Source organism: uncultured Bacteroides sp., assembly GCF_910586915.1.
Classification (GTDB): domain Bacteria; phylum Bacteroidota; class Bacteroidia; order Bacteroidales; family Bacteroidaceae; genus Bacteroides.
Genome location: NZ_CAJULN010000038.1, coordinates 1 through 24,217, shown reverse-complemented (window position 1 = coordinate 24,217; position 24,217 = coordinate 1). Strand labels below are relative to the sequence as shown.

14 protein-coding genes, 1 tRNA gene and 1 pseudogene are annotated in these 24,217 nt (G+C 47.7%); 14 read left to right on the top strand and 2 right to left on the bottom strand.

The features are described from left to right. The 11 genes and pseudogenes from QZ331_RS11625 to QZ331_RS11575 form a co-directional block, all read left to right on the top strand. Positions 1 to 903 (top strand): annotated as a pseudogene (locus QZ331_RS11625) (SusC/RagA family TonB-linked outer membrane protein); the annotation flags it as partial. 19 nt (positions 904 to 922) lie between these two features. Then, on the top strand, positions 923 to 2,752 hold the full coding sequence (locus QZ331_RS11620; protein ID WP_294630397.1) for a RagB/SusD family nutrient uptake outer membrane protein: 1,830 nt from the start codon (positions 923 to 925) through the stop codon (positions 2,750 to 2,752). A 39-nt stretch (positions 2,753 to 2,791) separates the two neighbouring features. Further along, positions 2,792 to 4,363, top strand: a complete 1,572-nt coding sequence (locus QZ331_RS11615) for a sulfatase (RefSeq protein ID WP_294630395.1) — start codon at positions 2,792 to 2,794, stop codon at positions 4,361 to 4,363. Between the two features lie 853 nt (positions 4,364 to 5,216). Next, positions 5,217 to 6,695 carry an IMP dehydrogenase gene (gene guaB / locus QZ331_RS11610; protein WP_294630394.1) on the top strand — a complete coding sequence of 493 codons (1,479 nt, stop codon included), beginning with the start codon at positions 5,217 to 5,219 and terminating at the stop codon, positions 6,693 to 6,695. A gap of 142 nt (positions 6,696 to 6,837) precedes the next feature. Next, positions 6,838 to 8,382: a peptidylprolyl isomerase gene (locus tag QZ331_RS11605; protein WP_294630399.1), complete on the top strand. Its 1,545-nt coding sequence runs from the start codon at positions 6,838 to 6,840 to the stop codon at positions 8,380 to 8,382. Positions 8,383 to 8,436: 54 nt separating this feature from the next. Continuing rightward, entirely contained in the window at positions 8,437 to 9,282 is an 846-nt protein-coding gene (locus tag QZ331_RS11600) for a peptidyl-prolyl cis-trans isomerase (RefSeq protein ID WP_294630392.1), read from the top strand. Positions 9,283 to 9,291: 9 nt separating this feature from the next. Further along, positions 9,292 to 10,674 carry a peptidylprolyl isomerase gene (locus QZ331_RS11595; RefSeq protein WP_294630390.1) on the top strand — a complete coding sequence of 461 codons (1,383 nt, stop codon included), beginning with the start codon at positions 9,292 to 9,294 and terminating at the stop codon, positions 10,672 to 10,674. Between the two features lie 21 nt (positions 10,675 to 10,695). Then, positions 10,696 to 12,378, top strand: a complete 1,683-nt coding sequence (locus tag QZ331_RS11590) for an OstA-like protein (protein ID WP_294630388.1) — start codon at positions 10,696 to 10,698, stop codon at positions 12,376 to 12,378. Position 12,379: 1 nt separating this feature from the next. After that, on the top strand, positions 12,380 to 12,679 hold the full coding sequence (locus tag QZ331_RS11585; RefSeq protein ID WP_294630386.1) for a hypothetical protein: 300 nt from the start codon (positions 12,380 to 12,382) through the stop codon (positions 12,677 to 12,679). A 15-nt stretch (positions 12,680 to 12,694) separates the two neighbouring features. Beyond that, the gene (gene mutL, locus QZ331_RS11580; RefSeq protein ID WP_294630384.1) at positions 12,695 to 14,599 is read left to right on the top strand and encodes a DNA mismatch repair endonuclease MutL; all 1,905 of its coding nucleotides are present in this window, start codon (positions 12,695 to 12,697) and stop codon (positions 14,597 to 14,599) included. Positions 14,600 to 14,702: 103 nt separating this feature from the next. Beyond that, positions 14,703 to 15,887 carry an OmpA family protein gene (locus QZ331_RS11575; protein ID WP_294630382.1) on the top strand — a complete coding sequence of 395 codons (1,185 nt, stop codon included), beginning with the start codon at positions 14,703 to 14,705 and terminating at the stop codon, positions 15,885 to 15,887. A 271-nt stretch (positions 15,888 to 16,158) separates the two neighbouring features. On the opposite strand, the gene trpS is transcribed toward QZ331_RS11575, so the two are convergent. Beyond that, a complete protein-coding gene (gene trpS, locus QZ331_RS11570; protein WP_294630380.1) occupies positions 16,159 to 17,253 on the bottom strand; it encodes a tryptophan--tRNA ligase in 1,095 nt (364 codons plus the stop codon). A gap of 370 nt (positions 17,254 to 17,623) precedes the next feature. Here trpS and carB point away from each other — a divergent pair, with 370 nt between their 5' ends. Further along, positions 17,624 to 20,845, top strand: coding sequence for a carbamoyl-phosphate synthase (glutamine-hydrolyzing) large subunit (gene carB / locus QZ331_RS11565; protein WP_294630379.1), 3,222 nt, complete (start codon positions 17,624 to 17,626; stop codon positions 20,843 to 20,845). Between the two features lie 214 nt (positions 20,846 to 21,059). On the opposite strand, the gene QZ331_RS11560 is transcribed toward carB, so the two are convergent. After that, positions 21,060 to 23,045, bottom strand: a complete 1,986-nt coding sequence (locus tag QZ331_RS11560; RefSeq protein WP_294630378.1) for a family 20 glycosylhydrolase — start codon at positions 23,043 to 23,045, stop codon at positions 21,060 to 21,062. 139 nt (positions 23,046 to 23,184) lie between these two features. Between QZ331_RS11560 and yaaA the strand changes: the two genes are divergently transcribed. Both yaaA and QZ331_RS11550 read left to right on the top strand, forming a co-directional pair. Next, positions 23,185 to 23,958: a peroxide stress protein YaaA gene (gene yaaA / locus QZ331_RS11555; RefSeq protein ID WP_294630376.1), complete on the top strand. Its 774-nt coding sequence runs from the start codon at positions 23,185 to 23,187 to the stop codon at positions 23,956 to 23,958. A 181-nt stretch (positions 23,959 to 24,139) separates the two neighbouring features. Continuing rightward, a tRNA-Val gene (locus QZ331_RS11550) sits at positions 24,140 to 24,214 on the top strand. The last annotated feature ends 3 nt before the right edge of the window (positions 24,215 to 24,217 follow it).

Here is a 24,217-nt window from a genome sequence, read left to right as displayed (position 1 = left end):
TGTATGCGTAACCGTGGTTGGGAACTTTCATTCAACTATCGTGGTAAGATAACCAAAGAAATTGATTATAGTGTAGGTGCTTCTCTTGCCGATGCCACTTCGGAGGTGACTGCTTATGCCAGTGATGGTACCGACCCTGCCGGAGCATGGTATGTAGGTCGTAAAGTGGGCGAAATTTGGGGATACCGTGTCGAAGGATTGATTCAGACAGAACAAGAAGCGGAAGAATATAATAAGAAATATGATCTGAGTTATATCAGTTCAAGACCGTGGGAACCGGGTGATGTGAAGTATAAGGACTTGGATAATAACAATGCCATCAATCGTGGTAGCAACAAGGTGGGAGATATGGGCGACCAAACCATAATCGGTAACACTACTCCTCGTTATCAGTATAGCTTTAACGGAAATATCAGTTGGAAAGGGCTTAGTTTGAGTGTATTTTTCCAAGGCGTAGGCAAGCGAGACTGGTTGGGCGGTGGAGCTTATTTCTGGGGATTTGGTCCGTATGCGCAAGTTACGGTGTTCAAGGAACATATGGACTATTGGACTCCTGACAATCCGGGTGCTTACTATCCGAAACCCTATATTCATTCGGCAGGCGGAGTAGGACCGTTTCAAAACAAGAATATACAAAACAATGATCGTTATATGCAAAATGCGGCTTACTTACGTCTGAAGAACCTCACGTTGAGTTACAATTTGCCTCAAACATGGGTGCAACGGGCAGGTTTACAGAAGTTGCAGGTGTTCTTTTCCGGCGAGAATCTGCTGACTTTCACTAAACTAAAAGGAATGTTTGATCCGGAAGCTATCTTTACTGGCAATACATATACCAGTGAGGCGGGAAAAAATTATCCGATGAATCGTGTATTGTCGTTAGGCATTATTGTTAACTTGTAAATCAAATCATCAGAAAATTATGAAAGCAAAAAATATACTATTGGGTTTGGCATTGATTTTAGGTACGACCTCATGTTACGATTTGGATAAAATGCCTGAAGGAGTGTTGTCGACGGCTGAACCGTTTCGCAGCACCGGAGAAATAAGGAATTACATTGACCGTTTTTATGAATCCGCTCTTAGAGGACAAGGATTCCAGATTGGTGGCGGGCAGGGTATTGCTGGAGACGATGTCGGTAGCGATAATATGTCGTCGAACGCTGCCAATACGCGATTGATGGGAATGACTGCGTTGAGCAATGCGTCGCGATTGAGCAATTACGAGAAAATCCGCGACGTCAACTTTTTGCTGAACAATGCGGATGAATGTCCGGAAAAGGGGACTCCTACCTACAATCAGTTGATGGGGGAGGTTTATTACTTCCGTGCGTGGTATTATTATACGATGTTCACAAACTATGGCTGTCTGGCTTGGGTTGACAAACCGTTGGACCCGGATATGAGTGTCATGATGCTTCCGCGTGAAAGTCGTACGTTTATTGTTGACAAGATATTGAACGACCTCGACACTGCTATCGGATTGATGTCGGAACAAAATAATTCAGGTACCATGCGTTTGCACCGGGATGTGGCTCGCGCTTTTAAGAGCGAAGTTGCCTTGTTTGAAGCAACTTGGGAGAAATATCACTATGCCAAAGAAAAAGACAAAGCGGAAAAGTTTTATGACACTACGTTGGACGAAAGTGCTTTGAGAGCAAAGATTGACAATTATCTGACACAGGCCATTGCTGCCGCCGAGGCGGTTTGCAATCGTGGTGTTTGGGATATCTATAAAACCGGTAATGTGAACAAGGACTATCGCGTTCTTTTCGAGACGGAAGACTTGACGCGCAATCCGGAAGTTTTGTGGTTCAAAAGATATGATGGTAACCAGATTGGTAATAACGTGACCCGTAGTCTCAACACCGGTGGAGGAGGTATCGGTATCACTGCATCGTTGGTTGATGATTATCTTACCCGCGATGGTCGTCCGTTTGTTGGTGAGGTACGTATGGCGGCAAAGCGTAACTATCCTGATGAATTGTTACCAGAGAATCGCGATCCTCGTTTGGCGCAAACCGTAGCTGTACCCGGACAACGTATGCAGCCTGAAAGAGCAGGCAATCCTTTTGTCATGTCATGGCCGGCATTGGCAGGAGACGGTTCAGCATTTGGAACTAATATGACCGGTTACACCATGTTGAAGCACGTGCAGATTGATTATGAAGGCGACTATATCGGTGAATATAAAGGTTCTACTCCGGCCATACAATTCCGTTATGCGGATGTGCTGTTGAATTATGCTGAGGCTTTGGCAGAACAAGATGGTGTTGGAAATAAAGCAAAGATTCAAACGGTACTCAAACCCTTGCGCGACCGTGTAGGTATGCCGGTGGTGGATTTTGACCGTGAGTATAATACGGAGGCTGACTATCCGTTCCGTAACTTAGACAAGTATGTGCAGGCTGTCCGTCGTGAACGTCGAGTGGAGAAAGCGTTGGAAGGTACCCGTTTGACCGATATTTTGCGTTGGGCTGCTGCTGACGAATTGATTGTGGGGCAACAGCCTACGGGCGTGCTTTTGTACGGAAGTAATCTGGAAGACAAATACGGCGATAGATTGGAAGAAGGTCGTAATCTGTTCTTGACCGGACAGCCGGGGGATGCCGAGCGGTATGTGCTTCCGGTTCCGCCTACTTCCATGCCTGACGGATGGCAGTTCAAAACCAATCGTGATTACTTGTTGCCTATTCATGGAGATATGATTAATCTCATGGGGGGATTGTGGCAACAGAATCCGGGCTGGTAGATAATTCCTTTTAATTACCTTTCGCAATAAAAAAAAGATATGGATTTATTAAAAGATACGATATGTTACTGTTGTGCAGGTACAGCAGTACTTGCAGCATTTACGTCATGTGCATCAAAGAAAGAGAACACCCAAAAGAAACCGATGAATATCGTCTACATTATGTGCGACGACCATTCTTACCAAACGATTAGTGCATACGACCAGCGTTATATCCAGACACCCAATATCGACCGCATAGCCAACGAAGGAGTGCTCTTTACCAATAGTTTTGTTGCTAATTCCTTGAGTGGTCCCAGCCGCGCTTGTATGCTGACCGGCAAACATAGTCATGCTAATGGGTTTACGGACAATACCACTACGTTTGACGGTGGTCAGCAGACTTTCCCGAAACTGTTGCAAGCGAACGGTTACCAAACAGCCATGATTGGTAAATGGCACCTTGTCTCCGAACCTACCGGTTTTAATTATTGGGATATTCTGATAGGGCAGGGTGATTATTACAATCCGAAATTCATTAAGAACGGTGAGCGGGTACAGCGTGAAGGATACGCCACTAATATTGTGACAGACTTGGCAGTCAACTGGATGGACAGCATTCGTGACAAGGAGAAACCTTTCTGTCTTTTTATTCACCACAAGGCGCCGCATCGTACTTGGATGCCGGATCTTTGCGACCTCGACCTTTATGCAGACGTGACTTATCCGATGCCTGAAAACTTTTACGATAAATACGAAGGAAGGATTCCTGCTTCGAAGCAAGAGATGAGCATTATCAAAGACATGGACTTGGTCTACGACCTGAAGATGGCAGATAGGGAGAACGAAATACATACCACTACCGGGCTGGAAGAAGCCGGACGTGCCATGTATAACCGCCTTACTCCCGAACAGAAAGCTGCGTGGGACAAACATTATGACCCCATCATCGCCAAGTTCAAGAAAGGTAGACTTTCGGGAAAAGCACTTGCCGAATGGAAATACCAGCAGTATATGCACGACTATTTGCGTGTGATTCACTCCGTAGACCGCAACGTGGGGCGTGTATTGGATTACTTGGAAGAGAATGGATTGCTGGAGAACACGATGATTGTCTACACTTCCGACCAGGGATTTTATATGGGCGAACACGGCTGGTTTGACAAACGTTTTATGTATGAAGAATCTTTCCGCACTCCATTGCTGGTTCGCTTGCCGGGCGGAAAAATGGGTAAAATAGAACAGATGGTACAGAATATCGACTACGGACCTACGATTCTTGACTTGGCGGGTGTGGAGATACCGTCGGATATGCATGGTGTTTCTTTCCTTCCGTTGCTAAAAGGTGAGGAGGTGTCGGAATGGCGCCGGTCGCTTTATTATCATTTTTATGAGTATCCTGCCGAACATTCGGTGTGTCGTCACTATGGAGTTCGTACAGACCGTTATAAACTGATTCATTTCTACAACGACGTTGATTGTTGGGAGTTGTACGATTTGCAGGAAGACCCGCAGGAAATGAATAATATTTATGGTCGTCCGGATATGGAGGAACTGACTAAAGTGTTGAAGGACGAACTCTTGAAACTTCAGGTGCAATACGATGATCCTATTCGCAATACCTATAAGTAGTATTTTTGAGGTTGTGCCGTTGATTGGGTACAACCTCTTTACTTTGAAACATTATCCCGTACTTTCACTATTTAGTTGTATCTATTTGATATTCCCGATAGAATTGCCGCGCTTTTGTATAAAGATTGTGCGTTGCCCGTCATTGACAAAGCGAAGGTCAGTGTCGGGTTTCTTTTTAAAGAAACGATAGATTGTTATAGCCAGCGATGAATAAATAGTGACGTTATTGAACGACGAGCGTCACGAATGTTCAATCTGTGTGGTAATTGTACTTCAATCGACCGCTGTTCCGCCCTCAGACGACTGATAACAAACTTATTCCTTATCAGATATAAACTTGTCGGAGAGTACTGCCAATCTTTCTTTTTGCCAATTACAAACTATAATTGCAAGTTTCGTTTTTATAAACGCAACCTTTGTTTTTATAAATGAAGGCTTCGTTTATAAAAATGAAACCTTCGTTTATAGTTTACGGACAATCAACCGGAACTTGATGTATAAGAGATTGGAAGTTTGCTGCTAATTTGTTATGACTTTATTATTAGTGATTTGAGGGCAAACGACCAGCCGTTTTGGTGCGCTTCCATACTGCCTTTACAGTTGTCGATAAGTTAACCTTATATCTGCCTCCTGTTGAAGCAGGACAGTTTCGAATATAAATTGGATATGCGGGAAGAATTTGAAAACCGCTTATCCGTTTGATAAAGCGCGGAAGTTCGGAGATTATCCCGACATACAGCTTCCATAAGTAACATACCATCTGTGTTTTTGAGAAAAAAATATCCGATAGTTTATTCCTGTTTTGAATAAAAACTGTATATTTGCACGCAATAAAATTTAAACGCATAGCCCTATGTCATTTATTGCTGATAAGATTGTAATGGATGGGTTGACTTACGACGACGTATTGTTAATCCCCGCTTATTCTGAAGTTTTACCGCGTACTGTCGACCTCTCGACAAAGTTTTCAAAAAACATTGAGTTAAAAATTCCTTTTGTGACGGCTGCCATGGATACGGTTACCGAAGCGAAGATGGCTATTGCCATTGCCCGCGAAGGAGGTATCGGTGTGATTCACAAAAATATGTCTATCGAAGAACAAGCAAGACAAGTCGCTATCGTGAAGCGCGCCGAAAATGGTATGATTTATGACCCTGTGACAATCAAAAGAGGTTCTACCGTTCAAGACGCACTGGACATTATGGCGGAATACAAAATCGGCGGTATCCCCGTAGTCGATGATGAAGGGTATCTGGTAGGTATTGTCACCAATAGAGATTTGCGTTTCGAGAAAGACATGACCAAGCACGTCGACCTTGTCATGACGCCCAAAGAAAGATTGGTGACTACCACTCAGTCTACCGACTTGGAATCTGCCGCACAGATTCTTCAACAACATAAAATTGAGAAACTGCCGATTGTGGGAGTAGACGGAAAACTGATTGGACTTGTCACCTATAAAGACATTACAAAAGCAAAAGACAAACCGATGGCCTGCAAAGACGCCAAAGGCCGCCTGCGGGTAGCTGCCGGCGTGGGTGTCACTGCCGACACATTAGACCGTATGCAGGCTTTGGTCGACGCCGGTGCGGATGCCATTGTCATTGATACGGCTCACGGACACTCGATGTTTGTGATTGAAAAACTGAAAGAAGCCAAAAAACGTTTCCCGGGCATCGACATTGTAGTAGGCAATATCGCTACTGGAGCTGCTGCGAAGGCTTTGGTAGAAGCGGGAGCTGATGCTGTGAAAGTAGGTATCGGTCCGGGTTCTATCTGTACCACCCGTGTCGTTGCCGGCGTAGGAGTACCACAGTTGTCGGCTGTATATGATGTGGCGAAAGCACTCAAGGGCACAGGCATTCCTTTGATTGCCGACGGTGGCTTGCGCTATTCGGGCGATGTGGTGAAAGCATTGGCCGCCGGCGGATACAGTGTGATGATTGGTTCACTGGTTGCAGGAACCGAAGAGTCGCCGGGCGATACGATTATCTTCAATGGCCGTAAATTCAAGTCTTATCGCGGCATGGGCTCTTTGGAAGCGATGGAGAACGGTTCGAAAGACCGCTATTTTCAAAGCGGTACTGCCGACGTGAAGAAACTCGTGCCCGAAGGCATTGCAGCACGCGTTCCCTACAAAGGCACACTCTTTGAAGTGGTTTATCAGTTGACAGGCGGTCTGCGGGCAGGTATGGGATACTGTGGCGCGGCCAATATCGAAAAACTTCACGATGCGAAGTTTACCCGCATTACCAATGCAGGTGTCATGGAAAGCCATCCGCACGATGTGACGATTACCAGCGAATCGCCTAATTACAGCCGTCCGGAATAACATATATAAACGCTGAACTGTTAACTAACGGTGAACGGTGGACAAGCTGGGGTAACTGGCAGATGTTTGCTGCTCACCGTTCGTTGTTTACGAACATATCAGGAAGAATGCCATCGGGTTTACGCTAAAGAAAGAATTGATGATGAAAAGAAGTCTGTTGTTTGGCTGTGTTTGTTGCTTCGCGCTCTCCGCCTTCGCTCAGGAAGATGCGGTATTGATGCGTGTCGACGGGAGAGAGATAGCCCGTTCGGAGTTTGAATATTCCTATCGCAACAGTACGGTTGGCGAAGGTGCCCGCCTTTCTCTGAAAGAGTACGCACTGCTTTTTGCCCGGACCATACAGAAAGTTGAAGCGGCAAAAGCCGCCGGGCTTGATACAACCTCCGCCTTTCGCAAACAGCACGAGGTTGCCCGCGCCCGACTGGCAGAGACTTATTTGACAGATAAACCCGTGATGGATAGCTGTGCCCGCGTGCAGTATCAAAGAATGAGGCTGAAAACCCGCAACGCGCAAGTGCAGGTGATGCAGATTTTCAGATATTTGCCGCAGACGATTACTGCCCGCCTCCTGGAAGCACAAAAGAACCGCATGGACTCTATCTACCGTGCGATACAAAACCAGCCCGGAACGGATTTTTCCCAGTGGGTAGAGCGCTATTCGGACGATAAACAACCCCGTTGGATAGAGAGTTTGCAGACAACTGCCGAATTTGAAGAGGTTGCCTTCACCTTGTCGGAAGGCGAAATATCCCCGCCGTTCTTTACCCCTGCCGGAATCCATATACTGAAAGTAATCGACCGCAAGGAGATGCCTGCCTACGAGGACGTTGCCGACAGGCTGATGGAGCGTATGCGCAGCAGGGATAGGCTGGATGAAACCATCGGAAAGGTGGTGGAACGCCTGAAAACGCATTGGCAGTATGTTCCCAATCAGACGGGTATGGAAGAGCTGTTAATGAAAGGCACCACCGAACAGAGCTTGTTCAACATCGACGGACATCCTTACACGGGTGCGTTGTTCCGGCGGTTTGCAGCTTCGCATCCCCAAGCTCTGAAGCGTCAGCTTGACGAATTTGTAGCCAAGTCATTGTTGGATTACGAAAGCCGGAACATGGATACAAGACACCCCGACTTCCGCGATGCTTTACGGAAATCCGACGAAGATTATCTTGTCAAAGAGCTGACGCGACAAAAGATAGACCTGCCTGCAACGACCGACCGTGCCGGGCTGGCAACTTATTTTAAGTTTCATGCTTCCGATTATCGGTGGGATAGTCCGCGCTACAAAGGCGTGGTTCTCCACTGTGCAGATAAAAAGATAGCCAAACAAGCTAAAAAAATGCTGAAGAAACTGCCGGAAAACGAATGGGTGCACCAACTTCGGCACACCTTCAATACGCCTGGTAATGAAAAGATACAAATCGAACAGGGAGTGTTTGTTCCCGGCGACAATAAATATGTTGATAAATTAGTTTTCAAGAAAGGGCGGTTTGAACCATTGATGTCTTATCCTTTTACTGTCGTGTATGGCAAAAAACAGAAAGGACCGGACGATTATCGGGAAGTGATATTCCAGCTTCGAAACGATTATCGAACCTATCTTGACACCCGCTGGACGCAGGAATTGAAAGCCTCCGGTAAGGTTGAAATAAACCAAGAGGTTTTAAAAACAGTTAATAATAACTGATGTAACCGATTATTCACTATCTTCGTACCTTAAATAATTAGATTTCAGTTGTCAATGCGAATATTAGTCCTCTTACTGATTACCCTTCTTACTTGTGGAGCGTGCAAGGAACAGCACGACCACAAAGGAAAGACTCCTTTGGTAGAGGTGGACGGTAACTTTTTATATAAAGAAGATTTGATGTCCGTACTTCCCGTCGGATTGTCGAAAGACGATAGCATCCTCTTTGCCGAGCACTATATCCGTAGCTGGGCCGAAGAGGTTTTGTTGTATGAAAAAGCAGCCGATAATATTCCCGATAACGTAGACGTGGACAAGTTGGTAGAGAACTACCGGAAAGCCTTGATAATGCATACATACCAGCAGGAATTGATTAATCAGAAACTGACCAAAGAAATACCCGAACAGGAAATAGCCGACTATTACGCCAAAAACAAGGAACTGTTTAAACAGGAAAGCCCGATGATGAAAGGACTGTTTATTAAAATACCTTTGACAGCTCCACAGTTGAACAATGTACGCAGGTGGTACAAGTCGGACAAACAGGAAGCGGTAGAAAATCTTGAAAAATATAGTTTGCAGAATGCAGTGAAATACGAATACTTCTACGATCGGTGGGTATCGGTAGCAGATGTGCTCGACTTGATTCCGTTGAAAGTGGAAGCCCCTGAAGAGTATGTCGACAAACACCGGCAGATAGAACTGCAAGATACAGCCTTCCATTATTTTCTGAATGTGAGCGACTATCGTGGAGCGGGAGAAGAAAAACCGTATGAGTTTGCCCGGGCGGAAGTGAAAGACCTGTTGGTCAATCAGAAACGGGTGGGCTTTATGGAGCAGGTGAAGAACGACCTGTATCAGCAAGCGGCAAACAAGAAGAAGATTATATATAATTATTAAATACAAAGAATGAAAAAGTTTGTGAACTTTAGATTTGTTGTTACCCTTATCCTGGCAGTATTTGCCAATGTGGCAACCTATGCACAAGACAATGTGGTTGATGAAGTAGTTTGGGTAATAGGTGACGAAGCTATTTTAAAATCGGATGTAGAAGAGGCACGTCTGGATGCCTTGTATAACGGACGCCGGTTCGACGGCGACCCCTATTGTGTAATTCCCGAAGAAATTGCCGTACAGAAGTTGTTCTTGCACCAAGCAAAGCTCGACAGTATCGAAGTGTCCGAAGCGGAAATTATACAACGTGTGGATATGTTGACCAATATGTATATCCAGCAGATTGGCTCGAAAGAGAAACTGGAAGAGTACTTCAACAAGACTTCCACTCAGATTCGTGAAACCTTGCGCGAGAATGCTCGCGACGGGCTGACTGTACAGAAGATGCAGCAGAAATTAGTCGGAGAAATCAAGGTGACTCCGGCACAAGTACGCCGCTACTTCAAAGATCTTCCCCAAGACAGCATCCCTTACATCCCCACACAAGTGGAAGTGCAGATTATCACGCTGCAACCTAAAATACCTGTTGCCGAAATTGAAGAGGTAAAGAAAAGACTGCGCGATTATACCGACCGTGTGACAAAAGGAGAAATCGACTTCTCTACACTGGCACGTCTGTATTCGGAAGACAGGGCTTCGGCCATCAAAGGCGGTGAGTGCGGATTCATGGGACGCGGTATGATGGACCCTGCTTATGCGAATGTAGCCTTCGGTTTGCAAGACCCGAAGAAAGTTTCCAAGATTGTAGAATCGGAATTCGGTTATCACATCATCCAGTTGATTGAAAAGCGTGGCGACCGTGTCAATACCCGCCATATCCTGTTGCGTCCGAAAGTGTCGGAGAAAGAACTGACCGCAGCTTGTGCCCGTCTGGATTCTATTGCCGATGATATCCGTGCCGACAAATTCACATTCGACGAAGCCGCTGCCGTTATATCGCACGATAAAGATACCCGTAACAACCACGGTATCATGGTAAATATCAACGAAGATTCGGGTATCACTACTTCCAAGTTCCAAATGCAGGATCTTCCGCAGGATGTTGCTAAGGTAGTGGACAGAATGAACGTAGGCGAGATTTCAAAAGCCTTTACAATGATAAACGAGAAGGACGGAAAAGAAGTATGTGCCATCGTGAAACTGAAAACGAAAATCAACGGTCATAAAGCTACCATTGCAGAAGATTATCAGAACCTAAAGGGTATCGTAATGGAGAAACGTCGCGAAGAGATGTTGCATAAATGGATTCTCGACAAACAGAAACATACGTACGTGCGTATCAACGAAAACTGGCAGAAGTGTGACTTCAAATATCCGGGTTGGGTGAAGAAGGATTGATGTTTAACAGCTCGACTTTATATGCTGAAACAAAATAAGAAAGATAAACAACAATACAGGCATAGATGGCTTCTTATAGGCTTTCTATGCCTGTTTGGCGTATGTCTTGTAGCGCAAGTCAGGCCTACGGGACAGAAACCGGCTGCGGCGACTCCGGCAAAGCCGGAAAATAAAAAGACGAAAGTCTATTTGCTTCACGCCGACGAAGGGCAGGCGGACAAACTCGCCCGTCCCGACGTACAAATACTTATCGGCAATGTGAAATTGCGTCACGACAGTATGTATATGTACTGTGACAGTGCTTTGATTTTCGAAAAGACCAATTCGGTGGAGGCTTTCAGTAATGTACGCATGGAGCAGGGTGACACCTTATTTATATATGGTGATTATCTTTTCTATGACGGAATGACGCAGATTGCCCAACTTCGTGAAAACGTGAAGATGATTAACCGCAATACAACCCTGCTGACGGACAGCTTGAATTACGACCGTCTTTACGACCTCGGATATTACTTTGAAGGGGGAACCTTGATGGACGAAGAGAATGTGCTGACTTCCGACTGGGGAGAATACAGTCCTGCCACCAAGCAGTCCGTATTCAATCACGACGTGAAACTCGTAAATCCTAAGTTCGTACTCACCTCCGACACATTGCGGTACAATACGGAAAACAAAATAGCTGTCATTCTCGGTCCTTCGAACATCGTGAGTGATAACAACCACATCTATTCCGAACGCGGTTCTTACAACACTTTGACCGAACAAGCCGAATTGCTCGACCGTTCCGTCCTTACCAACCAGGGAAAGAAACTGGTAGGCGACAGTTTGTTTTACGACCGTATCAACGGTTATGGCGAAGCATTCGATAATGTGAAGATGACGGACACCATCAATAAGAATATGCTGACAGGCGATTACTGCTTTTATAATGAACTGACAGATTCCGCCTTTGCCACCAAGCGGGCGGTTGCCATTGATTATTCGCAGGGTGACAGTCTCTTTATGCATGGAGATACGTTGCAGTTGGTATCTTATCATCTGAATACCGACTCTTTGTTCCGTCTGATGAAAGCCTATCACAAAGTACGTATGTACCGCACGGATGTGCAGGGCGTGTGCGACTCGCTGGTGTATAACTCGAAAGACTCCTGCATGACGATGTACACCGACCCGATTCTCTGGAATGACGGCCAACAACTGTTGGGCGAGCAGATAAAGATTTATATGAACGACAGCACCATCGACTGGGCACATATCATCAACCAGGCTTTGACGGTGGAAATGAAAGACTCCATCCATTACAACCAGGTATCCGGCAAAGAGATGAAAGCCTATTTCATAGATGGCGATATGCGTCATATCGAAGTGATAGGCAATGTTCAGACTGCCTTTTATCCGGAAGAGAAAGACAGCACGATGACCGGATTTAATTGTCTGGAGGGCAGTGTGCTTCATCTTTATATGAAAGATAAGAAGATGGAGAAAGGATTGTTTGTCGGCAAGTCCAACGGCACGATGTATCCGATGGACCAGATACCGTCCGATAAACTCCGTCTCTCTACTTTTGCCTGGTTCGATTATATCCGTCCGTTGAATAAAGAGGATATTTTCAACTGGCGGAGCAAGCGGGCGGGAGAAACCCTGAAACCGACCACTGGCCGGCGACCGAAAACAGAAAAGCGAAACCTGATAAATATGAAGTAGTATGGGAATGTTTAATTCGATGAGGAAACCTCGTGGCTTTAGTCATCAGTATATTTACGTGGACGAGCGTAAGGAGAAGCTCGCCAAGATGGAAGAGAAGGCAAAGCGCGACTTAGGTATGTTGCCGGAGAAAGAATTTAATCCGGAAGATATTCGTGGTAAGTTCGTTGAAGGAACCACTCACCTGAAAAGAAGAAAAGCAAGTGGCCGCAAACCGGTCTCCTTCGGAATCGTATTGATTGTCATTGCTTTCCTTTTATATTTGTGGCATTATTTGGCGACGGGAAGTTGGTCGTTTTAATCTTTTTACTGCACTATGAGCGATATTATTCATTTGTTGCCCGATTCGGTAGCCAATCAGATTGCTGCCGGTGAAGTGATACAACGTCCGGCATCTGTTATCAAGGAGTTGGTTGAGAATGCGATTGATGCAGATGCGCAACACATACACGTATTGGTGACGGATGCGGGAAAGACCGGTATTCAGGTCATTGACGACGGAAAGGGAATGTCCGAGACCGATGCTCGTCTTTCCTTTGAGCGTCATGCTACTTCCAAGATACGTGAAGCTGCCGATTTGTTTGCTTTGCGCACGATGGGATTTCGCGGAGAGGCTTTGGCTTCCATTGCTGCCGTGGCTCAGGTAGAACTGAAAACGCGTACCGGGTCGGAAGAATTAGGTACGAAACTGGTGATAGCAGGCTCTAAGGTAGAGAGCCAGGAGGTCGTTTCCTGTTCGAAAGGGAGCAACTTCTCCGTAAAGAACCTGTTCTTCAATGTGCCTGCACGCCGTAAATTTCTGAAAGCGAACTCCACTGAGCTGAGCAATATCCTTGCCGAATTTGAACGTATCGCTCTTGTTCATCCCGAAGTGGCCTTTTCGTTGTATAGCAACGATTCCGAACTTTTCAATCTGCCGGTATCACCATTGCGGCAGCGCATTATGGCTATCTTCGGCAAAAAGCTCAATCAGCAGTTGCTCAATATCGAGGTGAACACCACGATGGTGAAAGTGTCCGGTTACGTAGCCAAACCGGAAACCGCCCGTAAGAAAGGAGCCCATCAATATTTCTTTGTCAACGGGCGTTATATGCGCCATCCTTATTTCCACAAGGCAGTGATGGAGGCCTACGAACAGTTGATTCCTGCCGGCGAACAGATTTCCTATTTTATCTATTTTGAAGTAGACCCGGCTAATATCGATGTCAACATTCACCCCACCAAGACCGAAATCAAGTTTGAGAACGAACAAGCCATCTGGCAGATATTGTCGGCCTCGGTGAAAGAGTCGTTGGGTAAGTTCAGTGCCATCCCTTCCATTGATTTTGATACGGAAGATATGCCCGATATTCCGGTATTCGAGCAAAAGGTAACTTCCGAGCCGCCCAAAGTACATTACAATTCGGATTACAATCCGTTTAAGGTATCGGCAGGTGGCGGCGGTGGTAGTTCGTATGGTCGTTCGAAGGTGGAATGGGAGGAATTGTACGGCGGACTGACAAAAGCCAGCAAGATGAACAATCCGATGCCCGAGCCCGAGATGGAGTGGGAAGAGACTGCTGCCGGCGAGGATACACCGGTTTGGGACGAGAAGATAGAGGCGACGATGCCCTCGATGGCTTCTCCTACTTTATATGCCAACGAGCCGATGATGGAGAAAGGCAACCAACATTTGCAGTTCAAAGGAAGGTTTATTCTGACCTCCGTAAAGTCGGGACTGATGCTTATCGACCAGCACCGGGCACATATACGGGTACTTTTCGACCGTTATATGATTCAAATCCAACAGAAGCAAGGGATATCGCAAGGGGTTCTTTTCCCCGAAATATTGCAGTTGCCGGCTTCGGAGTCTGCCATGTTGCAGAGCATTATGGATGATTTGTCGGCGGTAGGATTCGATTTGAGCAATTTGGGTGGCGGCAGTTATGCCATCAACGGTATTCCGTCCGGAATAGAAGGACTCAATCCGGTCGAACTGGTGCGCAATATGTTGCATACGGCGATGGAAAAAGGGAGCGACGTCAAGGAGGAGATACAAAACATACTGGCGTTGACGTTGGCGCGTGCGGCAGCCATCGTTTACGGACAAGTGTTGAGCAATGAAGAGATGGTCAGCCTGGTTGATAATCTCTTTGCTTGCCCTTCGCCGAATTACACTCCCGACGGTAAAATAGTCTTGACAACCATCAAGGAAGAAGAGATTGAACGTTTATTCAAATAAAGCAAAAAAAGTAATCTTTTTCTAAAACCTTTTAGTACTGCCCGTGTTATTTAATTAGTTCAACAAAGAAAAAATATTAAATAACCACTTAACTATTAGGTATATGAAAAAGATTTTGATGTTGCTGGCTTTTGCCGGCGCTGCGTCTTTCGCTTCTGCACAGCAGACCCTGACTGTAACTGAGTACGACGTAATTCAGGTACAAGATAAACACCAGGTAATAACCAACCCGTTTTGGAGCAACTGGTTCTTCTCGGTAGGAGGAGGTGCTCAGGTGTTGTATGGCACCAATGACTATGTAGGCAAATTCAAAGACCGTGTTGCGCCTACGTTCAATGTGTCTCTCGGAAAATGGCTCACTCCGACTTTCGGGCTTCGTTTGCAATACAGCGGCCTGCAGGCAAAAGGCTTTACCAGGAATGAAACGGCCAATTATGTAGTAGGCGGCGTGCGGGCAGACGGCTCTTACAAGCAGCGCTGGGACTACATGAACCTTCACGGCGATTTGATGGTGAACCTGAACTCTCTTTTCGGTGGTTACAATCCCGACCGTGTATATGAAGTTATTCCCTATATCGGTGCCGGTTGGGCGCACGCTTACTCGCGTCCTCACACCAATGCCGCTACATTCAATGCAGGTATCATCAACCGTTTCCGCCTGTCGAATGCGGTCGACTTGAATATCGAATTGAGTGCGACAGGCTTAGAAGGCAAATTTGACGGCGAGCACGGAGGCAAGCATGATTACGACGGTATCCTCGGTGCGACTGTCGGGGTGACATATTACTTCCCCACTCGCGGTTTCCAACGCCCTACGCCACAGATTATCTCCGAATTTGAACTGAGACAGATGCGCGACCAGATGAATGCAATGGCGGCAGCCAATATGGAGTTGCAACAGCAGTTGGCCGATGCTAAACAGCCAGTCGAAGTAGAAGAGGAAACGGTAGTCATTACCAATCCGAACATAGCTCCGCGTACCGTGTTCTTTACAATCGGTTCCGACAAACTCTCTCCGCAAGAAGAAATGAACTTGTCTTATCTTGCCAACCGCATCAAAGAATTCCCCGGCACTACTTACACAATCAACGGATATGCCGATTCTGCAACGGGTAGTCCCGCGTTCAATCAAAAGCTGAGTTTGAAACGTGCGCAAGCGGTTAAGGACTTGTTGGTGAAGAAATATGGAATTCCTGCTAATAACCTGGAGGTTGCTGCCGGTGGCGGTGTCGATAAGTTCGGCCAACCAATTCTGAACCGTGTGGTATTGGTTGAAACAGCAAAGTGATGAAGTGATTTTGAGCTTCGGAGAAGGGATTTGCACCGCATATATACCCAATTTCCAGCGTCTATATATCCTACTCCCAGCATCTATATATCCAACTTCCAGCATCTATATCTCCTGCGGGCAGCATATATAGATGCTGTAACCGGTTGATTATAAGACTATAAATGTTGCGTTTGGAAGATAGGAGCAGGAGGGGTGTTTGCAAAATGGGGTGGTAGGCGAACCTACCACCCCATTTTTTCGGGTGCTCCTCTTTCCGGAAGCTGTTTTTTTATTCTTGCGAGAAACGTTTTACTTGCTCTGCAATCAACTCCTTGTCGTCAAAGTAGTTAATCTTCATCGCCCGCTTCACGTCGGCCAAAGTTTCGGCGGCTGCGGCTCTTGCCACTTCACATCCCTTCTGCAACATCTCGTAAACGGCGGGAATATCCTTGCTGAACTCTTTGCGGCGGTTGCGAATCGGTTCGAGTGTCTCTTGCATGATGGCATTGAGGAAACGTTTCACCTTCACATCGCCCAGTCCGCCCCGTTGATAGTGGGCTTTCAGTTCGGCGAGGTTCGGATAATCGGGCAGGTAACGTTCGAAATGTTCGGGAAGGCAGAAGGCGTCAAGGTAGGTAAACACGGTGTTACCTTCAATCTTTCCAGGGTCTTGCACACGCAGATGTCCCGGGTCGGTGTACATACTCATGATTTTCTTCTGTATCTCATCCGGCTCTTCGGACAAGTAGATGCAGTTGCCCAGCGACTTGCTCATCTTCGCTTTGCCGTCCGTTCCCGGCAGGCGCAGGCAGGCGGCGTTGTCGGGCAAGAGTATTTCCGGTTCTACCAGCGTCTCACCATATATATAATTGAAACGGCGGACGATTTCGCGCGCCTGTTCGAGCATCGGCTCCTGGTCTTCGCCCACGGGCACGGTGGTGGCGCGGAAGGCGGTGATGTCGGCAGCCTGGCTGATAGGGTAGGTGAAAAAGCCCACGGGGATGCTCGTCTCGAAGTTGCGCATCTGTATTTCCGTCTTTACGGTCGGGTTGCGTTGCAGGCGCGACACGGTGACGAGGTCCATGTAGTAGAAGCTAAGCTCGCACAATTCCGGTATCTGCGACTGGATGAAGATGGTTGCCTTTGCGGGGTCCAGTCCGCAGGCGAGGTAGTCGAGAGCCACTTCGATAACGTTCTGACGCACCTTTTCGGGGTTGTCGATATTGTCTGTCAGTGCTTGCGCGTCGGCGATGAAAACAAACATCTTGCTATAGTCGCCTGCGTCTTGCAGCTCGACCCTACGTTTGAGCGAACCGACATAATGACCGATGTGCAGTCTGCCGGTAGGACGGTCGCCCGTCAATATGATTTTTTCTTTTCCCATATTGTCTTATATTAATATATGTATGGATTTAGTGGCAAAGATACGCATTTATTGTTACTTGTCAACACTTCGTACGGCTTTTAGTGCCCCGACGGGGAGGGCTTGGCGGTAAAAAAGTAGAGGTTTCTTTTTGTCATGTGCAAAATATGTCGTTTCTTTGCATAAATTTTGAAAACGACAATGAATCAACAGGAAATAAGAAGTAAGTATTATCTGCATTCGGATGTTTTTCACCCGGAAATGTCGGGCTTCTTCTCTATTTTCCAAAAAACGATATTTTAGTTCTTTGGTAATGCGTTAATCCTCTTTAGAGGGTAACGCATTTTTTTTATGGACGAATTTTGAAACAACTATTATAATAACAAAAGAAATGGAAAAGGAAATCAAGAAAGTTCTCGTTTTGGGTTCTGGAGCACTCAAAATCGGACAAGCCGGAGAGTTCGACTACTCAGGCTCGCAAGCGCTGAAGGCTTTGAAAGAAGAAGGTATCAGTTCAGTATTGGTAAACCCGAACATCGCGACCATTCAGACTTCTGAAGGTATCGCCGATAAAGTGTATTTCCTTCCCGTAAATACTTATTTCGTAGAAGAGATTATCAAGAAAGAGCGTCCCGAAGGTATTCTCCTTGCGTTTGGCGGACAGACGGCGCTGAACTGCGGTGCGGAGCTTTATACGAAAGGTATCCTTGATAAATATGGCGTGAAGGTACTCGGTACTTCGGTAGAGGCAATCATGTACACGGAAGACCGCGACCTGTTTGTGAAGAAGCTGGACGAGATACAGATGAAGACGCCGGTAAGCCAAGCGGTGGAAAGCATGGAAGATGCCATTGCGGCTGCCCGTAAAATCGGTTTCCCGGTGATGGTACGTTCGGCTTATGCGTTGGGTGGCCTCGGTAGCGGTATCTGCACGAACGAAGAAGAATTTGTGAAGTTGGCCGAAAGCTCGTTCACCTTCTCCAAGCAAATCCTCGTAGAAGAGTCGCTGAAGGGATGGAAGGAAATCGAGTTTGAGGTAATCCGCGATGCCAACGACCACTGCTTCACGGTGGCAAGCATGGAAAACTTCGACCCGTTGGGTATCCATACGGGAGAGTCAATTGTAGTTGCCCCCACTTGCTCGCTCGACGAGAAAGAGCTGACCATGTTGCAGGAACTCTCTACGAAGTGCATCCGCCACTTGGGTATCGTGGGCGAGTGTAACATCCAGTATGCGTTCAATTCCGAAACGGACGACTACCGCGTGATTGAGGTAAACGCACGCTTGAGCCGTTCTTCCGCGTTGGCTTCCAAAGCTACCGGTTATCCGCTGGCTTTCGTTGCCGCCAAGATTGCTTTGGGCTACTCGCTCGACCAGATTGGCGAGATGGGAACACCCAACTCTGCGTATGTCGCCCCGCAACTCGACTACTATATCTGCAAGATTCCCCGTTGGGACCTGACGAAGTTTGCAGGCGTTTCGCGCGAGATTGGTTCGAGCATGAAGTCGGTGGGCGAAATCATGTCTATCGGCCGTTCGTTCGAAGAAATCATCCAGAAGGGACTTCGTATGATTGGTCAGGGTATGCACGGCTTTGTCGGCAACGACGGTGTGCACTTCGACAATCTCGACAAGGAACTGTCCTGCCCCACCGACTTGCGCGTGTTTGCCATCGCACAAGCGTTGGAAGAAGGATATACCATCGAGCGTATCCATGAGTTGACGAAGATTGACCCCTGGTTCCTCGGCAAACTGAAAAACATTGTCGACTACAAAGCCAAACTGTCTACTTATAATAAGGTAGAGGATATCCCCGCCGATGTGATGCGCGAAGCCAAAGTGCTGGGCTTCTCCGACTTCCAGATAGCACGTTTCGTACTCAATCCGGAAGGCAACATGGAGAAGGAAAACCTTGCCGTACGCGCACATCGTAAAGCATTGGGTATCCTTCCGGCAGTGAAGCGCATCAATACGGTAGCTTCCGAACATCCGGAGCTGACCAACTATCTGTATATGACGTATGCCGTAGAGGGTTACGACATCAACTATTACAAGAACGAGAAATCCGTGGTTGTGCTCGGTTCGGGTGCATACCGCATCGGTAGCTCGGTGGAATTTGACTGGTGTTCGGTGAATGCCGTGCAGACTGCCCGTAAGTTGGGTTACAAGTCCATCATGATTAACTACAACCCCGAAACGGTATCTACCGACTATGATATGTGCGACCGTCTCTACTTCGATGAGCTCTCCTTCGAACGTGTGCTCGACGTTATCGACCTCGAACAGCCGCGCGGCGTTATCGTCTCCGTGGGCGGACAGATTCCGAACAACCTGGCGATGAAACTCTACCGCCAGTCGGTTCCCGTGTTGGGTACTTCGCCGATATCCATCGACCGTGCCGAAAACCGCAACAAGTTCTCCGCTATGCTCGACCAGTTGGGTATCGACCAGCCGGCTTGGCAGGAGCTCACCAGCCTTGAAGATGTGAAAAGCTTTGTCGACAAAGTAGGTTACCCCGTCTTGGTTCGTCCTTCTTACGTGCTTTCGGGCGCTGCGATGAACGTCTGCTACGACGATGAAGAACTTGCCAACTTCCTGAAGATGGCTGCCGAAGTGTCGAAAGAGTATCCGGTGGTTGTTTCCCAGTTCCTTGAGAACACGAAGGAAATCGAGTTCGACGCCGTGGCGCAGAACGGTGAGGTGGTAGAGTATGCCATCTCCGAGCACGTAGAGTTTGCCGGCGTTCACTCCGGCGACGCTACTTTGGTGTTCCCCGCACAGAAGATTTACTTTGCAACGGCACGCCGCATCAAGAAAATCAGCCGTCAGATTGCCAAAGAACTGAACATCTCCGGACCGTTTAATATCCAATTCCTGGCTCGCAACAACGAGGTGAAGGTTATTGAGTGTAACTTGCGCGCTTCACGCAGTTTCCCGTTTGTGTCGAAGGTGCTGAAACGCAACTTCATCGAGACGGCTACGCGCATCATGCTCGATGCTCCGTATTCACGTCCGGACAAGTCGGCGTTTGATATAGACTGGATTGGTGTGAAGGCTTCGCAGTTCTCTTTCTCCCGTCTGCACAAGGCCGACCCTGTGTTGGGCGTGGATATGTCTTCTACGGGCGAAGTGGGATGCATCGGCGACGACTTCTCCGAAGCGTTGCTCAATGCGATGATTGCTACCGGATTCAAGGTTCCCGAAAAGGGAGTGATGTTCTCTTCCGGTGCCATGAAGTCGAAGGTTGACCTGTTGGATGCCAGCCGTATGTTGTTTGCTAAGGGATACAAGGTGTATGCTACAGCAGGAACGGCTGCCTTCCTCAATGCGCACGGCGTAGAGACTACTCCGGTGTACTGGCCGGATGAGAAACCGGATGCGGAGAACAACGTGATGACGATGATTGCCGACCATAAGTTCGACCTCATTGTCAACATTCCGAAGAATCACACCAAACGCGAACTGACGAACGGTTACCGTATCCGTCGCGGTGCAATCGACCATAACATTCCGTTGATTACCAATGCGCGCCTGGCAGGAGCCTTTATCGAAGCGTTCTGCGAACTGAAACAGAGCGACATCCAGATTAAGAGCTGGCAGGAATACAAATAAAATCGCTCGGTAGCGTATTTCAGATAAAAGAAACTCCCTTTTCGGATGGCCCGAAAAGGGAGTTCTTTTTTTACCGTATGGTTAAGTTGCTTTCAAGTAACGGGTGTTGTGGTTGTTTCTACCGCTTGATACGAGTGTTTCCACCGCTTGACACGGGCGTTTCCACCGCTTGACACGAGCGTTTCCATTGCTTGATACGGTTGTTTCCACTGCTTTATTGCTGGCTTACACAGTAGTTATATACCTTCAAGTTCTCTATCCGGCTGTTGAAATCGCCCGCTTTTTCCAACGGGAAGACCAATGTACGCACATAGTTGATAGAATCTTTTCCGGCGTTGAAGTAGATTTTCTGTATATCCATCTTCTCAATTACCTTTCCGTTCACCTTGAGCGTAGTGCTTCGGTTGTCTCCTTCTATCTGAACCGTTGCCTTCTCTCCCGGATTCACCTTGTAGGGGAAGGTGTTCAGATAACCGTCGCGTGCAAATCCCATCATACCGCGAATCGGGTCTGTCAGGTAAAAGACAGCATTTGCCGAGCGGAACAGTTCGGTTCCGTTCTTCTCGTCGGCTCCGGTGATGTCAAAGCTCACCGTATAGTTGTAGCCGATTTCCGGATGGTCGGACGTGCTGCCGGGGGCAACCGTGGCGCGTTCGTACACCAACGCGGGACTTTTGCCGATTCTTCCCATCTGGTTGACACCCGGTGCTTCGCTGATGGCGGCACGCTTTTCGTTGTATGCTTCGTAGGGCAGGCTCGTATGGACGCCCGTCCACATCTTCACGGCGAGTGTTTGCAGGGCGGGGAATACGCGGTGGTGGATATCTTTCACGGAAATCCCGTTGCCCACATGGTCGTTCCATACGGCAAACATACCGCCGAGGATGGCAGGGTGTTGCTCTTCAAACACAGCCTTGCCGATGTGCGCCGGTGTCCATTTATTATATAGGAAAGTTTCGTTGAGGTAATCGTAGTAATATCCGGCTGCCGGCACGAGGTAGACCATACCGTCGGGGATACTGATGAGGCGGTAACCCTCTTTAATCATCGTTTCAGGGTCGGCATATCCGTTGTACCAGGCGTTCATGATGACGTTCTCCGACTTCACGGGCGTTTCGCCTTTGGCGTGCGTGAGTGCACCCCACACCATTGCCTGCTTGCCGAAACTCTCGACAAAGCGGATATAGTGGTCGGTAAACTCGCGGAACTTCTCTACCACGTCTTTCTTGGCGTTCGAATATTCGTCCGTGCCGATGTGCACGCGCTTGCCTACGAATACGGGATTCTCTCCCTCGAGATACTCCTTGAACAAGGCGTCGGCAAATTCATACGTCTCCGGTTTGAAGAGGTCGAGATGGTCCATACCATACTCCTTGCTGCCGATTTCCGGTTTGTAGTGAGCAAAGGCGAGCGAGTGGGCGGGGATGTCTATCTCCGGTATGATTTCTACAAACTGAGCTGCCGCCTGGTGCTGGAAGTCGACGAACTCCTTCTTGGTGTAAAAGCCGTCGCGGGCAGCCAGTCCGGGGTAAGTATCCGACTCCAGGCGGAAGGCGGCATACGTCTTGTCCCAGTCGTGACCGAAAAACTGCTTGAATCCGTTGTCGTTGAGGTGCACCTGCAAGGCGTTCATCTTGTAGTAAGCCATGATTTTCACCAAGTCTTGCAGGTAAGGCATCGGGATGAACTTCCGTCCGCAGTCTATCATGAATCCGCGGATGGGATAGTCGGGATAATCCCGCACAGTTCCTTTGGGCAGTTGATGGTCGGCAGTCTGCTCCGCCATTTGCAACAGGGTACGCGTGCTCCAATAGAGCCCGGTGGGGGTGGGAGACGAGAGCGTCACCCGGTCGGCTATTTTGATGGAGTAGCCTTCTTCGCCCAACTTCTTGTCGGCAGCGAGCGACAGGACGAAGTCGCCGGCTTTGGCTTTGCCTTCCGCTACGTCCAGTGTCTTGCCGAACATCTGCCGGTAATCTTCGGCAAGCATACGGGCTATCCGCAGCACTTCGGGGTGGGAGGAGGGGCATACGATGCGCGTTTCCGCTCCCGGGACGAAGCTGCCCTCTTTTCCCGTCCATTGTTTCAGCTCGGGGATGACGAACGGCTTCGGATTGACGGCCGCGCGTGTCATGCTTCCTGTCAGGCAAAAGATAGCCAACAGGCCTAACACTTTCAAGGTGTTCAGTGTGTGTGTCATAAAGGTGTTTTTTGGGTTGTTAATAAATTATTATAGTTAATTATGCGGTGAAAGTAAGGATAATTTGGCTATCTGTAAGCGCGCGATGCGATTTATTTCATATTTTTGTCATATAAACAAGGTAAAAGCAGATTTAATCATGTTAGTACTTCTATCCTGTGCCAAGACAATGAGTGAACTTTCGAAGGTGGGCGTACCTTTGAAGACAAAGCCGCGTTTCCAAAGCGAAGCCTCTGCGATAGCTTTGCAGATGTCGCAGATGACGGTCGGCGAACTGGAACGTCTCTTGCGCGTAAGTCCTAAAATAGCCGTCGAGAATTACAAGCGCTATCAGTCCTTCCATGCGGAAGGCACGCCCCAACTTCCCGCCCTGCTGGCCTATACCGGAATCGTGTTCAAGCGGTTGAACGCAAAAGACTTCTCTTCCGAAGATTTCGAATATGCGCAGCAACATCTGCGGCTCACCTCTTTCTGTTACGGGTTGTTGAGACCTCTCGACGTTATCCGCCCTTACCGCCTCGAAGGCGATGTCGTTTTGCCCGAATGCGGCAACCAGACTCTGTTTGCCTATTGGCAGACCCGTCTGACGGAGCTATTCATTGAAGATATAAAGAAGGCGGGTGGAATACTTTGTAATCTGGCGAGCGATGAAATGAAAAACCTGTTCGACTGGCGGCGGGTGGAGAAAGAAGTGCGTGTCGTCACCCCCGAGTTCCGGGTATGGAAGCATGGAAAGTGGACTTCGGTCGTTGTTTACCTGAAAATGTCGCGTGGTGAAATGGCACGTTTCATCTTAAAGAACAGAATTGAGAACCCCGAAACGCTGAAAAATTTCTCCTGGGAAGGATTTTTATTCAACGAATCCCTGTCTGACGAAAAGAATTTTGTGTTTACGAATGGTGGAGATATATAAGGTTTGGGGTGAAGTGGCGAAGAAGGTGCAAAAAGGACGAAAAAAAAGTTTTTCTTGTTATTTGTTGATAATCAGTATGTTTGTGCGTTTGGTGAAAAATTTATTAAAAAATAATTCGGAAAAGATTTGCAGGTTTCAAAAAAAGCCGTACCTTTGCATCGCTTTTGAAACGGAAGTGTAAGGGCGTTTAGCTCAGCTGGTTCAGAGCATCTGCCTTACAAGCAGAGGGTCGGCGGTTCGAATCCGTCAACGCCCACAT